Origin of the sequence: Microcystis sp. M_QC_C_20170808_M3Col, from assembly GCF_007095505.1 — a bacterium.
Lineage (GTDB): Bacteria > Cyanobacteriota > Cyanobacteriia > Cyanobacteriales > Microcystaceae > Microcystis.
In genome coordinates this window covers 22,985-39,113 of sequence record NZ_SFBY01000236.1, presented here as the reverse complement: position 1 = coordinate 39,113, position 16,129 = coordinate 22,985, and the positions used below count along the sequence as shown (strand labels likewise).

At 43.3% G+C, this 16,129-nt stretch carries 10 protein-coding genes; 7 read left to right on the top strand and 3 right to left on the bottom strand.

Annotated features, from left to right (window positions below):
- Positions 1–31 precede the first annotated feature (31 nt).
- Positions 32–1,786 (top strand): CHAT domain-containing protein, encoded by a 1,755-nt coding sequence (locus EWV84_RS10715; protein ID WP_287077993.1) that lies wholly within the window; start codon positions 32–34, stop codon positions 1,784–1,786.
- A gap of 161 nt (positions 1,787–1,947) precedes the next feature.
- Here EWV84_RS10715 and EWV84_RS10710 read toward each other — a convergent pair whose 3' ends face one another.
- The gene (locus tag EWV84_RS10710; protein WP_287077992.1) at positions 1,948–3,135 is read right to left on the bottom strand and encodes a glycosyltransferase; all 1,188 of its coding nucleotides are present in this window, start codon (positions 3,133–3,135) and stop codon (positions 1,948–1,950) included.
- A 151-nt stretch (positions 3,136–3,286) separates the two neighbouring features.
- Here EWV84_RS10710 and EWV84_RS10705 point away from each other — a divergent pair, with 151 nt between their 5' ends.
- From EWV84_RS10705 to EWV84_RS10685, 5 genes are all read left to right on the top strand, one after another.
- Positions 3,287–4,510 carry an NAD(P)/FAD-dependent oxidoreductase gene (locus EWV84_RS10705; protein ID WP_287077991.1) on the top strand — a complete coding sequence of 408 codons (1,224 nt, stop codon included), beginning with the start codon at positions 3,287–3,289 and terminating at the stop codon, positions 4,508–4,510.
- 30 nt (positions 4,511–4,540) lie between these two features.
- Positions 4,541–5,755, top strand: coding sequence for an S-layer homology domain-containing protein (locus EWV84_RS10700; protein WP_287077990.1), 1,215 nt, complete (start codon positions 4,541–4,543; stop codon positions 5,753–5,755).
- A 344-nt stretch (positions 5,756–6,099) separates the two neighbouring features.
- Positions 6,100–8,319: a heavy metal translocating P-type ATPase gene (locus tag EWV84_RS10695; RefSeq protein WP_287077989.1), complete on the top strand. Its 2,220-nt coding sequence runs from the start codon at positions 6,100–6,102 to the stop codon at positions 8,317–8,319.
- Between the two features lie 90 nt (positions 8,320–8,409).
- Positions 8,410–9,459, top strand: coding sequence for a uroporphyrinogen decarboxylase (gene hemE / locus EWV84_RS10690; RefSeq protein ID WP_287077988.1), 1,050 nt, complete (start codon positions 8,410–8,412; stop codon positions 9,457–9,459).
- A 322-nt stretch (positions 9,460–9,781) separates the two neighbouring features.
- The gene (locus EWV84_RS10685; protein WP_287077987.1) at positions 9,782–10,729 is read left to right on the top strand and encodes an NAD-dependent epimerase/dehydratase family protein; all 948 of its coding nucleotides are present in this window, start codon (positions 9,782–9,784) and stop codon (positions 10,727–10,729) included.
- A gap of 340 nt (positions 10,730–11,069) precedes the next feature.
- Here EWV84_RS10685 and EWV84_RS10680 read toward each other — a convergent pair whose 3' ends face one another.
- A complete protein-coding gene (locus EWV84_RS10680) occupies positions 11,070–12,797 on the bottom strand; it encodes an ABC transporter ATP-binding protein (RefSeq protein ID WP_287077986.1) in 1,728 nt (575 codons plus the stop codon).
- A gap of 361 nt (positions 12,798–13,158) precedes the next feature.
- Entirely contained in the window at positions 13,159–13,704 is a 546-nt protein-coding gene (gene cysC / locus EWV84_RS10675; RefSeq protein WP_287077994.1) for an adenylyl-sulfate kinase, read from the bottom strand.
- 210 nt (positions 13,705–13,914) lie between these two features.
- Between cysC and EWV84_RS10670 the strand changes: the two genes are divergently transcribed.
- A complete protein-coding gene (locus EWV84_RS10670; RefSeq protein ID WP_287077985.1) occupies positions 13,915–16,083 on the top strand; it encodes a lytic transglycosylase domain-containing protein in 2,169 nt (722 codons plus the stop codon).
- Positions 16,084–16,129 lie beyond the last annotated feature (46 nt).

Below are 16,129 nucleotides of genomic sequence, written 5' to 3'. Positions count from 1 at the left end.
GTGTCAGACTTAAGCAATTAAGCGTTTTTCGGTGAAGCGTCAACCCCATTCAGCGACCACCCTAAAAAAGTGGCGTGGTGAGGAATCGCCGTCCGTTTTACGGCGGCGAGGATGTCAAGAAAACCTGATCCAAGCGGCCGTTAACCAGGGCGACCTCTCCCTGGCGCTGCGAACCGTCGAACGTTCCCGCTCCAAACGCCTTGCCGACCTAATCGCCATCAGCGACCTCTACGCCGATGGGCGCATCCCCCCAGAAATACAAGCCTGGTATCAGCAACTTCAGGACAGCCGCCGCAGCAAATCCCAACTCGCTCAAGACCGTCCTGAACTGTCCAAAGACGATAAACCATCCTTGACCCCTGCACTAAGCCGCAACACCCGCGCTAGCTTTGCCTCTGAACAACTCCTCGCCGCCGAAGCCGCTGAACGTCAAGCCTGGGAAGCTCTCTACCGCTTTGATGCCATTACCGCCCAACTTCAGCAACCCCAACCCCAACCTCGCCTCGATGAGTTAATGGCGCTGCTCCCCTCTCCCCAGACCGCCCTCCTCAGCTTCTACACCACCGCCACCCATACCCACATCTTTGTCCTGCGTCGCCCCTCCCGGGATGGCGGGGAATCGGTCAACTGCCACACTATTCCCAATCCCCCGGAGTCCGCCAACGACCTGCAAAACTGGCTGGTCGAAAACTGGGTTAACCCCTACATTGCGATTAATCAAGCAGAGACCGCCCAATCCCGCCAGCAGCGTCGGGAGGAGTGGCACCAAGCTATGGCCGCTCGTCTGCAAGAATTGGCAACCCGCCTGCAATTCGATACCCTCATCCAACAGCACCTCCAGGGCATCACTGAATTAATCCTGATTCCCCACCTCTTTCTGCACCAAATTCCCTTCGACCTTCTACCCACCGCCGAAGGACAACTCCTGGGCGATCGCTTTCGCCTTCAGTTTGTCCCCAGTACCAAAATTCTGGGACTGTGCCAAGAGCGATCGCAACCGACTCCCGACACCCTGGGGATTGTGGAAAACACCACAGAGGATTTGCCCTATACTCCCCTAGAGTGTGAGTGGGTCGCCCAAACCTGGAATGTGCCTCGCCAACGGCGGCTACAGGGGCGCACAGTCACCCCCGACTCTTATCTGCAACTGCTCAAACAAGTGCAAGCCCTACTTTCCAGCCACCACGCCACCAGTCGCCCCGATGATCCTCTCAACTCCCACCTCGTCCTAGACGGGGAGCAAAAAGTCACCTTGCGCGATTTAATTAGTCCCTCGTGGCGCTTTCCGGAATTGTCGGAAGTGTTTCTCTCCTGTTGTGAAACTGGTCTCAGTTTTGCCAGTTTCCGAGATGAGGAAGGAAACCTGCGACGGGAATTACTGGACGAACCCCTCAGCTTAGGTACAGGCTTTCTGCTAGGGGGCGCTCGAAGTGTGATCAGTAGTCATTGGGCCGTGACTGACCTAGCCACAACGCTGTTTTCGCGGGAGTACCATCGCGCACGGCGGGCCGGAGAGGAACGCTTAACGGCTCTACATCAGGCTCGCCAAGCGTTGCGGGAGACTTGCCAAAAAGACTGGCGGGACCGTTTAGATGCCGATTTGAAGCAGGCTTTCCAGACTTGGCAACAACTGCGCCGCGCCCAAGACCCCAACACCGATGCTGCTGGGGCCAATTATCAAAAAATCAGCGAATTGATCAAGTGGCTTGACGATTTTGCTCCCGATGCAGTGCCTTTTCAGGATTATCGTTACTGGGGGGCGTTTTATTGTCTTGGACTTCCTTAAATTAGGAATTATTTCCTTGTTGCAAGTAACGCACCACACCTATTGCATGAGCAGAAAACGGGTTTCTCGGAGAAACCCGTTTTCTGTGCGGTATAATTAATTTGCAAGAGTTCTTATCTATAACCCTATTTTAAAAGGGTTTTACCATTATTCAGCAATCCCTAATTAGGATAAACTCGCCCTTTCCAACCTCCCCCTTGACCGCGCCAATAACGCAGGGCAGAATCGATGGTCATTACACTATAAAAGAGGGCAATTAGGGGTAAAGTTAAAGCCCGCAGGGGCGATAATTTATATAGTCTTAAAGTCGGGCTATAGGAGAGGGCAATTAGTAATAAGGTGATGGTGCTAATTATGATAATTGATGTTTGTTTTAATGCCAATCCCCAGATTAAGCCCAAGGGGGCGGCTAAATAGGTTAAAAACATCCCGAAAATTGTCCCGATTAACCAAAGTGTTGAGTAATTAAGTTGTGTAAAGGCGGTGCGGGCTACCATATTCCAAATGCTGGCTAAATCGGGATAGGGACGGAGACTATAGGTGGTTTCTGTTAATCCTAACCAGATGGATTTCTCAGGATTTTCGGGGTGATTTTGTAGATATTTTTTAACTGCGATCGCCAAAGAACAATCATCAATTAAAGCTTGTTTAAGAATCTCAATACCGCCAATTTTTTCTAGGATATCTCGGCGAATTAAAATGCAGCCCCCAGCGGCGGCTGCTATCGGGGAATTAGGGTTATTAACTAGGGGAAAAGGATAGAGTTTCTCGAAGAAAAAAACAAAAGCAGGAATGAGGAATTTTTCCCAAAAACTGTCACAGTTTAGCAGCACCATCAGGGAAACTAAAGCTTGTTTTTCTTGTACTGCTTTAGTGACTAATTGGGTTAAATTATCTGCTGCGTGGGCAATATCAGCATCGGTGAACAGAAAATAATCGGGAGCGAATTTCTCGGTAGCCTCTTTTATTCCCTGTTTCATTGCCCATAATTTACCCGTCCATCCTATCTCTAAAGGTTGTCCATAAATAATAGTTATCTGGCCAGATTTATGAGATTGATCAGCAATTTTTTGAGCAACTTTCCCCGTACCATCACTACTTTGATCGTCAATTAAAATAATCGAAAATTCTCCTTGATAATCTTGGTTAAAGAGGGAAGTTAAACTGATAGGTAAAACGTCGGCTTCGTTTCGTGCGGGGATAATTGCCGAGACTTTTGGATAATTTGTTAAGGTAGAAGTGACAGGATTAATTTTTTGGTTAGATAGCCAAAATTGTCCCCTGGCTAAGATTAAATATAACCAAATTATTAGCGATAGGAAAGTAACTAAGAATAATAAAAATGTCATAAGCTAGTCGGCTTTCGATGAGGGAATAGGGAACAGGTCAAAAAGAGTATCAAATTTAGATGCACAACAGTTTCATAAGTTTGGGGTTTAACAGAGGGCGATTTAGGGTAAAATGAAAGCAAGTTAGCAAGATTAGGCGAGGCAGTAAATCATGGATTATGATGTCGTAATTATTGGGGGGGGACCGGCGGGAGGTCACTGTGGTAGATTATTAAGTGAAAAAGGTTATCGTGTTCTTTTGGTGGAACAACATTCTAGTTGGCAAGATAATAACTTTTCTAGTGCCGCTTCTCCCCTAGAAATTTTAGAACAATTCAATCTCCCCGAAACCGTAGTGGCTAGGTTTTGGAAAAATATCGAAATTATCTCCACTAGCATACATCATTTTTGGTCATCACCGCAACCTTTAGGGGTAGTTTTTGATTTTGCCAAATTGCGAGAGTTTTTAGCCACAGAAGTGCTGCGTTGGGGGGGAGAAGTTCGTTTAGGTTGTCGTTATCTGAAATATCAACAGATGGAGGATAAGCTAACTGTTTTCTTGAAATCAAAAGGCGAGGAAATCGAGACAGTTACTACTCGTTTATTGGTTGATGCCACGGGATACGCTAGAGCAGTTATGTATAAACATAGACGAGAAAAACCTGATTTTTTAAAAGCAGTTGGCATTGAATATTTAATTACAGTACCAGAACAATTTTATCAAAAATATCAAGATAATTTAGTATTTTTTCTCGGTCATAAATGGAGTCCTAAAGGTTATGCTTGGATTTTTCCTATGGATAATCAGCAATTAAAAATAGGAGCCGCTTGGTTAGAGGGAGAACATCCTTATATTTCTGAAGTTAAGTCTTTAAAAAGTTATATTATCCAGATACTCAAAGACTACATAAAGTTAGATAATTACGAGCTAGTAGAGCAACACGGTTCCATCGTGGAATATTCCTCTGGACTGCAAGATATTTACTATAAAAAACCAAATATTATCGCCATAGGTGATGCAGTTTCAACTATCAATGCTTTAGGAGGGGAGGGAATTAGACACGCTATGAAAGGAGCCGAAATTGCTTGTCAATACATGGAAGAATATTTACAGGGAAAATCGAGTAGTTTTACCCCTTATCAACAGCGGATGCAAGAATATTTTCAACCAAAATGGAATTTATCCGATCGCCTCAGTCGCAAAGTTTATTTAGAATATAGTGATGCGCGTATCGATCAAGGAGTATCTTATCTCAAGTATCTTGCCACACAGGATATAATCGACATTTTATTTTACTACAAATTTGAAAAATACACAAAAGGGTTAGGAGGATTTCTACTGGGTAAATTACGTCAATGGTGGCACAAAATTTTCCCTAGTCAAAACCCCGGATAAATAAGCTAGGATAAAGCTAAGGAAACAATATTGGTAAAGACCGTGAGTAAGTTTATTCGCTACAGTACAATTATCACCCTGCTGGGCATTTTAGCAGCCTGTAGTGGCAATCCTGACCTAGAAAATCGTCTGGCTGCTGATCCTAATCTACAAACAAATCCCATACCGGAAAACTCTCCTAATAACAAGCAATTACCCGCAAATTTTCCCGCAGAAATTCCTCGATATAGTCAATCAGAATTATTATCCGTGCAGACAAATCCTGATAATACTGGTGGACAAACCCGTTGGCAATCCAACGATCCCAGCAATGCGATCGAGGCTTTTTATCAACAGGAATTAGTTAATAATAATTGGGAAATTATCACTCCCTTTTCTGGGGAAGGAGTCAATAGTACCCTAACGGCCCGTCGAGATAATTTAGAATTAACTATCACCATAACTGCCACTTCTCCCAATACCGAATATAGCCTCGATTATCGTCCAATAGGAACCCCAATTGTGTCCCCTAGTCCCTCCCCTAGTCCCTCCCCTATTTCTTCCCCCTTACCCAATCTTAATCCCACCAGTTTTAACGATCTCGAATCCTTACCTAATCCCTTAAAGAGCCACATTCAAGACTTAGCTAGATTAGGAGTATTAACAGGCAATAACAATCAGTTTAACCCTAATGATACAATAACGCGCCGAGAATTTGCCCGCTGGTTGTTACAGGCTAATAATGCCATTTATGCTAATGTAGCGGGTAAACAAATCCGTTTAGCTACTCCCAATAGTTCCCCCGCTTTTAGTGATGTGAAAAATAACGATTCCGATTATATTTATATTCAAGGATTAGCGGAAGCGGGGTTAATTCCCTCTCCTTTAACGGGAGATAGTAGCACCCTTTTATTCCGTCCCAATGCTCCTTTAACCCGGGAAGATTTAATCGCGTGGAAAGTGCCATTAGATATCAGAAAAGCTTTACCGAGCGCCAATCTTGATACGATTAAAAATACTTGGGGTTTTCAGGATACTAATAAAATTAACCCGCAGCTGGTGCGCGCTCTTTATGCCGATTTTCAAAATGCTGAACAAGCTAATATTCGGCGAGTTTTTGGTTTTACTACCCTATTTCAGCCAAAAAGACCAGTAACTCGCGCTGAAGCTGCCGCTGCTTTATGGTATTTTGGTTTTCAGGGTGATGGTGTTTCCGCTGCCGACGCTGTGCAGGGTCAAGATACACAACAGAGTGGGGTTAATTAGGGTTTGCTGAATAAATCTAAAAACCTTATCCAACAAGGTTTTCCCTGAAAATTAGGTAATTGACCACCTGAAAATGGGTAAAACCCCACACCCCACACCCCAACCCCCAACCCCCAACCCCCAACCCCCACCGAAAAACTTTTTCAGCAGACCCTAATTAGGGTTTGTCCATAAAAATTAAGGGTGTGTTAGGAAAATATAAGCACTCTTTTTGACATTTCTTCATATCTATTCAGAAAAATTAACAAAGAATTCTTGACCCTGCAGCTGGGGTAATATTTTATCCTAAAGATATAACTCTGCTGCAGGGGATTTTGTTGCTGACTTTCGCTGCTATTAAAATTATGACCCATCAAACTCTCAAACTCGCCGGGATGAGTTGCGCTGGTTGTGCTGATTCGATCGAACGGATAATTAAATCTATCCCCGGAGTGATTCGATGTCAAGTTAATTTTGGCATGGAACAGGTGGATGTGGACTATGATCCCAAGCGTACCGATCTTAACACTATTCAAGCAAAAGTTAGGGATGCTGGTTTCCAAGCTACACCGATAACGGAAATTAATCTCGAATCCAGGCCAGAAAAAGAACTTCTCACCCAACTATCGATCGCTATTGTTATTAGTATTATACTTTTTATCGGTTCTTTGCCGATGATGACGGGTTTATCTCTATCTTTTATTCCCCACTGGTTACACGCTCCCTTATTACAATTAATTCTCGCTACTCCCGTCCAATTTTGGTGCGGTCAAAGTTTTTATAAAAATGCTTGGAAAGCCTTTAAAAATCGCACTGCCACCATGGACACTTTAGTAGTTTTGGGAACCAGTGCCGCCTATTTTTATTCCTTGTTTTCAACCTTCGGGAGCGATTTTATCGAAAAACAGGGGTTTGATTCCCATGTCTATTACGAAGCATCAGCTATCGTCATTACTCTGATTTTACTCGGTCGTTTCCTCGAAAAACGTGCCAGAAAAGAAACGGCCGCCGCTATTAAACAATTAATGGGATTACAGGCAAAAACTGCTAGGGTGATTAGGGAAGAACAGACGCTAGATCTACCGATCGAAGAGGTAAAAGTAGGAGATATAATTTTAGTGCGTCCGGGGGAAAAAATTCCCGTCGATGGCATAATTATCCAAGGCAGTTCTAGCATTGATGAATCGATGGTGACGGGGGAAAGTTTACCCGTGCGAAAAACCGTCAATCAACAGGTAATCGGAGCGACAATTAATAAAACCGGTAGCCTACAAATGCAAGCGTTACGAGTGGGAAAAGATACGGTTTTAGCTCAGATTGTCCGATTAGTGCAAACCGCGCAAGCATCAAAAGCACCTATACAAAGATTAGCCGATCGAGTGACCGCTTATTTTGTGCCGGTGGTGATGATTATTGCGGTAATAACTTTCTTGTTTTGGATTCTCCGCACGGGTAATCTCACCCTCGCTTTGATTACAATGGTGGAAGTCTTAATTATCGCTTGTCCCTGCGCCCTAGGATTAGCTACACCCACCTCGATTATGGTGGGAACAGGACAGGGAGCAAAACAGGGAATTTTAATTAAAAATGCCGAAAGTTTAGAATTAGCCCATGGCATTACTACTATTGTTCTAGATAAAACCGGAACTCTCACCCAGGGTAAACCAACGGTGACGGACTTCTTGACTCGCGAAGGGGTGGGGGATGGACGGGAATTATCGCTGCTGCAGTTAGTCGTGTCGGTGGAGAATCATTCTGAACACCCGCTAGGAGAAGCAATAGTTAAATATGGGCGGTTAAACGCCATTAAAACCCTAGAAGTAACCGAATTTGACTCAATAACTGGGTCAGGGGTGCAGGGAAAAGTCGGGTCGGATTTAGTGCAAATCGCTACACAACAATGGATAGAAAGTCAAGGGATTGAAACAAAAGTTCTTAAAAAAGTCGCCCACGATTGGGAATGGCAGAAAAAAACCGTGGTTTGGATAGCGGTTAACGGGCATTTAGAGGGGTTGCTCGCCATTTCCGACGTTTTAAAACCTTTTTCTTCTTCAGTGGTCGCCAAGCTCAAAAAAATGGGCTTAGAGGTGATGATGATGACGGGGGACAACCTCGAAACCGCAGAAGCGATCGCCAGCGAGTTGGGTATCCGGCGCTTTTTTGCCGCACTCCGTCCCCAACAAAAAGCCGAAAAAATCGAATATTTGCAGAAAAAAGGGAAAATTGTCGCCATGGTTGGAGATGGCATCAATGATGCGATCGCATTGGCGCAAGCGGACTTAGGTATTGCCATTGGCACGGGGACCGATGTAGCGATCGCAGCAAGCGATATAACCTTAATTTCAGGAGATTTACAGGGAATTGTGACTGCTATTGAGTTAAGTCGGGCAACAATGCGAAATATCAAAGAAAATCTCTTTTTTGCTTTTATTTATAACCTGATTGCCATTCCCATCGCTGCCGGAGTCCTCTATCCTTTTCTGCTCAATCCGATTATTGCCGGTGCTGCCATGGCTTTAAGTTCCCTTTCCGTGGTGATGAATGCTTTACGATTGCGTCGAGTTCATCCCAGGGTGGGGGGATAACTTTCGTTAACAATTCTTTAGGAAAAACTAGAAAAATTAGCTGTACGGGGGATGATACCGTAGAAAAGGCAATAGAATAATCATCGTGATATGACTGACTCCCCTGAAATACCTTATTTATTACGCGCTGCCAAAGGAGAAATCTTACCCCGTCCTCCCGTGTGGATGATGAGACAAGCAGGACGTTATATGCAGATTTATCGAGAATTGCGGGATAAATACCCCAGTTTTCGGGAAAGATCGGAAAATGCAGCTCTAGCGATCGAAATCTCCCTGCAACCCTGGCGCGCTTTTCAACCGGATGGGGTGATCATGTTCTCCGATATTCTCACTCCCCTAGCGGGAATCGGTATTCCCTTTGATATTATCGAAAGTAAGGGGCCGATCATCGATTCTCCCATTCGTACTCAAGCGCAGGTGGACCAACTTAATCCCCTCGATCCCGATCAGTCTTTACCTTTTATCAAAACGATTTTAAAAACCCTACGTCAAGAGGTGGGAAACAAATCCACTGTCCTCGGTTTTGTCGGAGCGCCTTGGACTTTAGCAGCCTATGCAGTGGAAGGGAAAGGTTCTAAAAGTTATTCTGTGATTAAAGGGATGGCTTTTTCGGAACCTTCGGTACTACACCAATTTTTAGATAAATTAGCGGATATGATCGCCACTTATGTCCGTTATCAAATTGATTGTGGGGCGCAAGTGGTACAAATGTTCGATTCTTGGGCGGGTCAATTAACTCCCCAAGATTACGATGTTTTTGCCTTACCCTATCAACAAAAAGTAGTTCGTTTGGTGAAAGAAACCCATCCCGATACACCGTTAATTCTCTACATTAGTGGCAGCGCCGGCGTTTTGGAAAGAATGGCTAAATCGGGGGTTGATATTATTAGCGTCGATTGGACCGTGGATCTGGCTGAAGCGAGACAGCGTTTAGGTAAATCGATGATGGTTCAAGGTAATATCGATCCGGGGGTTTTATTCGGTTCCCAGTCTTTTATTCGCGAGCGGATTATTGATACTATTCGTAAAGCAGGTAATCAAGGTCATATTCTTAATTTAGGTCATGGTGTTTTGGTGGGAACTCCTGAAGATAACGTGCGTTTCTTCTTTGAAACCGCTAAAGGATTTAGTTATCAATAAAGTTACTCAGGGAACAGGGAATGGGGAAATTGGGAAATTGGGAAATGGGGGAATGGGAAAATGGGGAAATGGGGAAATGGGGGAATTCAACTAAAACCCTAAAACCCTAAAACCCTAAGTACCTAAGCAAAATTAATTACACATATCTAACCCCCTCCTTGCCTCTTGTCTCTTGCCTTTTGCCTTTCTTCACTAAGAAATTTATTTTGCACGACTACTTAAAACCCCAAAACCCTAAAACCCTAAAACCCCAACACACAACACCCTTTTTGACTTTTTACTTTCAAACTGTCCCCTAAATTCTGCCGTATCAATTAAAGTAATGAAAAAGATATTTCTAACGGGTGTGAGTGGCTGTATTGGGCATTATATCGCCGAGATTTTACTGGAAAATCCCGACTATGAATTATATTTTTTATTGCGTAATCCAGAGAAGTTAAAATTTACTTACCAAGGGCGATCAAATGTTCATATACTTTTAGGCGATATGCAAAATATTGGGGTATATGCTGATCTTTTAAAAACAATGAATAGGGCGATTTTAATCGCTACCAGTTGGGGAGGAGAGGAGGAAAGTTATCAGATTAATGTGGTAAAAACCCTGGAATTAATTAGTTATTTAGATGCTCAAATCTGCGATAAAGTCCTCTACTTTTCTACTGCCAGCATTCTCAATCAAAATAATCAACCTTTGCCCGAAGCTGGGGAAATAGGAACTAATTATATCCGCACTAAATATATTTGTTATAGTAAATTTGCTGACCTAGAAATTGCCGATAAAATTATCACTTTATACCCCACTTTTGTCTTAGGTGGTGACGAAAATAAACCCTATTCTCATATCTATGGCGGTTTACCGGATGTGTTGAAATATATCGGTTTAGTGCGTTGGTTTCAAGCTGATGGCAGTTTTCATTTTATCCATGCCAAAGATATAGCTCAAGTGGTGAATTATTTAATCGAAAATCCCGCACCAGAAAGCAAAATTGTCCTAGGCAATCAACGCACAACAGCTAACCAAGCAGTGGAGGAAATCTGTACTTATTTAAACAAAAAAATCTATTTTCGCATTCCTTTATCCTTAACCATTGCTAACTTTTTTATCAAAGTTTTTAACTTGCAGATGGAACCATGGGATCGTTTTGCGATGAATTATCGTCACTTCACCCACTTTAAAACCTATACTCCTGCTGATTTTGGTTTAAAAAACTATTGTTCCACCCTTGATGATGTTTTAGCCTTGCGAGGAATTCCCCGAAAAAAACCCTAAGTAGTTGGACAAAATTAAATTTACAGTCTGGAAAGAGAGAACCCGGAACAGGGAACGGAAAAATATGTATAATTAATTCTGTCTGGATATTTACAGCGCTTTCCCTAAAGATGAAGTCTAACCTAATTCGGCGACGGACTCCCCAAAACGAAAACTTCCTACCTCACCATTAAGATAACTGCTATATCGGTGATTCTTAAATTAGTACAAATATATGAACAACTGCGTGTAAGCATCCCACCGAAAAACTAATGCGCGGGGGGTTCGGGGGAGGCGCTTCGTCCCCCGACGGGAAGGCCCAATTCTAGAGATACACCCCCATTCCCTAAGGCCAAATAGATTAATCTTGAAATTGTCTAGCATGAAATTGAGCGTAACGACCATTAAGATTTAATAACTCCTCGTGATTACCCACCTCGATAATTTCACCCTTTTCTAAGACTAAAATACGGTTAGCTTTTCTGACAGTTGCTAATCGGTGAGCAATAACAAATACCGTGCGCTCCGTCATAATTCTTTCTAAAGCTTCCTGCACTAAAGCTTCCGATTCCGAATCGAGCGCGGAAGTCGCTTCATCTAAGATTAAAATTCTCGGATTAGATAAAACTGCTCGCGCGATGGCGATTCTTTGTCTTTGTCCACCCGATAAATTAACACCCCTTTCTCCCACATAGGTATAGTAACCCTGGGAAAGTTCACCGATAAATTGATGAGCGTTGGCAATTTTTGCCGCTTTTTCCACCTCTTGCAGATTAAAATCTCCCTGGCCAAAAGCGATATTTTGGGCTATAGTGCCAGAAAAGAGAATATTTTCCTGTAAAACTACGCCAATTTGTCGCCGGAGACTTTTTAAAGTCACATCACGAATATCCACCCCATCGATTAAAATATTGCCGGAAGTGGGGTCATAAAAACGCAATAAAAGATTAACTAAAGTGGTTTTTCCCGCTCCCGATGCTCCCACTAAAGCAATCATTTCCCCAGCGTGTGCAGTAAAATTAATATTTTTTAAAACCTGTCTGTCCTCATTGTAAGAAAAATTTACTTGACAATATTCAACTTCTTTGCTGTGGGGTTGCAGATTGATCGCATTCGGTTTTTCGGTAATTGTTGGCAAAATAGCTAACAATTCAAAAATCCGATCCATGGAGGCTTGACCCTGTTTAAATTGATTATAATTACTGGTAATATGGGCGATGGGATCGATTAACATTGCCACTGCTGCCACATAACTAACAAAGTCAATTCCAGTTAAATTCTTTTGGGAAATTTGCCAACCAGCGAGAAAGAATAAAAAGATGACACCGAGAGCTTGTAAGAATCCCACCACGACGTATTGTAAAGCTTTGGTGGATTCTGATAGGTATTGCGCGCGGCGATTTTCCTCCGCTTCTTGGGCAAAAAGCTCGGTTTGATAATCTTCAGCAGCGAAAGCTTGCACCACACGAATACCGCTAAAAACTTCGGTTAATAACGCAGAAATATTAGATATTTTCGCTTGGGCGCGACGAGCGTATTGTAATAATTTTTCGCCAAAAAATCCCACCAAAACCCCTAACAAAGGAGCGATAATAATGACAGCGATCGTCAATTGCCAGTTAACAATAAACATATAGGCAAAGACGACAATTAACTGCAAAGCTGAGGGAATAAAATCATGGAAAAATTTGTTAATTACTTCCCCAATGCGATCAATATCTTCCGTTAAACGATAGGATAAATCACCAGTTTTTGCCGTTTCAAAGTAATTTAAGCCGAGGGTTTGCAGGTGTGCATAAACTTTTTTTCTCAATTCTAGGGCAATTTTTAAAGAAGCTTTTGCCATCAGGGAATCTTGCCCATACTGAGACATTCCCCGCAGTAAAAAAACCACTGCCCCCACCCCCGAAAGTGTCGCCAATGCTTGCACATTTCCCTCACCGATATATCTGGCCATTTGTCCGGCTAACCAAGCTAAAATCGGCCAAAATACCGTAAATCCGATCGTACAGATAAACGCCAAAATAATTGTTTGGGTTTGGGGACGGAGATAGGGAATGAGGTTCCAATAACTAGAGCGAGATTTCAAAATAATTTAGTGCCTTTAAATATAAGTAGTCGTGCAAAATTAATTTGCTAGTCGAGATAGGAGACAGTTATCAGTTATCAGTTATCAGTTATCAGTTATCAGATTTGAGTTTTAAGTGAGCAGTATTAAATAGAAGTTTCCTACTGTCTTTTCACTGTTTACTGTTTACTGTTTACTGATCACTGTTTAGACACTCTTGCACTTTGACCAGAGGTTTACTAAGAGGTATAATTAACTTGGCTTAGATACTGAAGAAAAGGAGATTAACTAACAAATTTGCTTAAGGGGTTAATCGGGGGGTAGAGACGTTTGTAGTCCACGTCCCTACGATATTTTCCAACAATACAAAGTTATTATGCGATTAAACCGCCACAGCTTGATGAATGTAGCCTAATTCCGTCAATTTGTTCCAGACTTTGGCGACACTTTCCTCTAAAGTCTCTAAATCGGTGCGGCATTCCACTTCTGGGTTAAAAGGTGGTTCATAGGGATCATCAATTCCCGTAAAAGACTTGATTTCGCCAGCACGCGCTCTTTTATATAATCCTTTCACATCGCGCGCCTCACAGACGTTTAAGGGAGCATTCACGAAAACTTCGACAAAACTGCCGATTTTTCCCCGTACTTCCTCGCGAATCTCACGATAGGGAGAAATAGCCGAAACTAGGACAATCACACCGTGACGGGTGAGCAAATTAGACACAAAACCAATGCGACGGATATTTTCATCGCGATCCTCTTTACTAAATCCTAAACCCTTGGTAAGATTCGTCCGTACTATATCGCCATCGAGAACTTCAATGGAATAACCTTCAGCGATTAATTTTGCCTGTAATGCCTCGGTAATCGTGCTTTTCCCCGCACCACTCAATCCCGTTAACCAAACCGTCACGCCGCCTTGTTTCATAGCAATCATTAATAATACTTAAATCCTGTTTAGCGTACCATATCTCAGTGATCAGTGATCAGTTACCAGTTATCAGATGGGAGTTTTCAGTTCACTGATTACTGATTACTGCTTACTGATAACTGAACAACCCCCCAACCTGATTGAAACAAACAACCTGTCGCCACGATCACTGATAATGTATGTTGAGTTGCTGTCTTGAATAAGGTAATGTTTAAGAAATTCCCCCCTCACACCCCGCTCATTCTTGGACTAGGTTCTGGGGTTGCGCTTTTTACTCTCACCAGTCTCTTTCTGTTTCACCCGAAAATTCTTGCTTGGCTCGATCGCAATAGTGCTTCGGTTCCTAGCCAAGATCCTAACCAACCCTCTGCCGTGGTTGATAGCGCTTCCTTACCACAAACCGATAGAGATGTCAAGTTAAAAGATGTGGCCGACGCCAACGCGCCCTCTTTAGATCGTAGTCGCGCCCGCTATCTCCTGGCCATGGATTTATTGAGAAAATATGAAGGGGGTCCGGCTTTAAAACAATTAGAAGGCTTAGAAAAACAATATCCTGTCCTCGCTCCCCAGATTCTCCTCAAACAGGGACGCGCCCACGAATTAAGCAACGATAGTGAAAGAGCGCAAGAAATTTGGCAAAAATTACTGGAAACCTATCCCCAATCGCCCGTAGTGGCGGAAGCTTACTATGCTTTGGGCAAATACGACCCCAGTTATCGTGAGAAATTGCTCAAGGAATACCCCCGACACCCCCTCACTTTGGCTTTAATTCGCCAACGTCTTCAAGAAAATCCCGATCAATTTCCCTTATGGTTGCAGTTAGCCAAGGCTAATCCTTTTGATCCTACCCTCAATCAGGCCCGCGATCGTTTGGTGAAAGACTACGCCAATCAGTTAACTCCGGCGGATTGGGCAATTATTGGGGCCGGTTATTGGCAGTCGGGATTGTACGAAAAGGCCTATAAAGCCTACGCTAAAGCCAGTCCTAGCCCCGAACAAGCCTATCGTTACGCCCGCGGGCTACAAATTGCCAAAAAACTGCCAGAAGCTCGCACCGCTTACCAAAAATTAATTAAAACCTATCCCCAAGCCTCAGAAACTGGTTTAGGATTACTGCGACTCGCCCAAATTTCTCCTAACCGCGATGCTATAGCATATCTCGATCGCATTGTCAAGCAATTTCCCGATCGCGCCCCGGAAGCTTTGGAAGCGAAAGCCAAATTACTGGAATCAACTAATGCCCAGGCCGCTAGTCAAACATGGCAGACTCTATTAAATAAATACCCAAAATCCGACGAAGCCGCCGATTATCGCTGGTTAATAGCCCAAAGAGCCGCTAAATCTGGTGATTACGCCAAGGCGTGGCAGTGGGCGCAGCCAATTGCGGTTAATAATCCCGATAGTCAAATTGCCCCGAAAGCGGCCTTTTGGGTGGGAAAATGGGCGCAAAAACTCGGCAAAAACCAAGAAGCAAAACAAGCTTTTACCTACACTATTTCTCGTCATCCCCATTCCTATTATGCTTGGCGCTCGGCGGTTTTATTAGGTTGGGACGTGGGGGATTTTACCACTGTCCGCTCCTATAACCCTACCACCGTCAAACCCGCCACTCGTAACGCTCCCCCCGCTGGTTCGGAAGCTTTCAAGGAATTATATCGAATTGGTGAAGATACGGACGCTTGGAATCTCTTCCAAGCAGAAATTGTCGATCCTTGGAATTTAACTGTTGACGAACAATTTAACCTCGGTGTCTATAAACTCTCTCGCAATCAAAATTTAGAAGGAATTAACCTGATTTGGCGCTTGCGAGAAAGAGATACCCCGGAGGAAAAGAAAGCCTGGAAACTGCTGCGACAAAATGATAAATACTGGCACGCTTTATTCCCTTTCCCCTACTACGATACCATCCTGCAATGGTCAAAAGATAGACAATTAAATCCCCTGCTAGTGACAGCTTTAATCCGGCAAGAATCCCGCTTTGAAAAAGAAATTCGTTCTCCTGTGGGGGCAGTGGGATTAATGCAAATTATGCCCGATACGGGTAAATATATCGCAGGTAATACTGGCAATAAAAGTTATTCTTTAACTAATCCCGAAGATAACATTATGATGGGAACATGGTATCTGGATTATACCCACGGCAAATTCGCAGGAAATTCACTTTTTGCCGTGGCTAGTTATAACGCAGGACCCGGGGCTGTTTCCAAGTGGAAACAGCGTTTTGATTTTAGCGATCCCGATGAATTTGTCGAGAATATTCCCTTTAGAGAAACTAAGGGTTATATAGAATCGGTGTTTGGTAATTATTGGAATTATCTCCAGATTTATAACCCTGAAATTCAAGAGCAAATGAGCAGAATTGCTAACCCTTCCTAGGGAATTGATGGGGATGGGTAATTAACTCATTCCCTTACTAACTTTT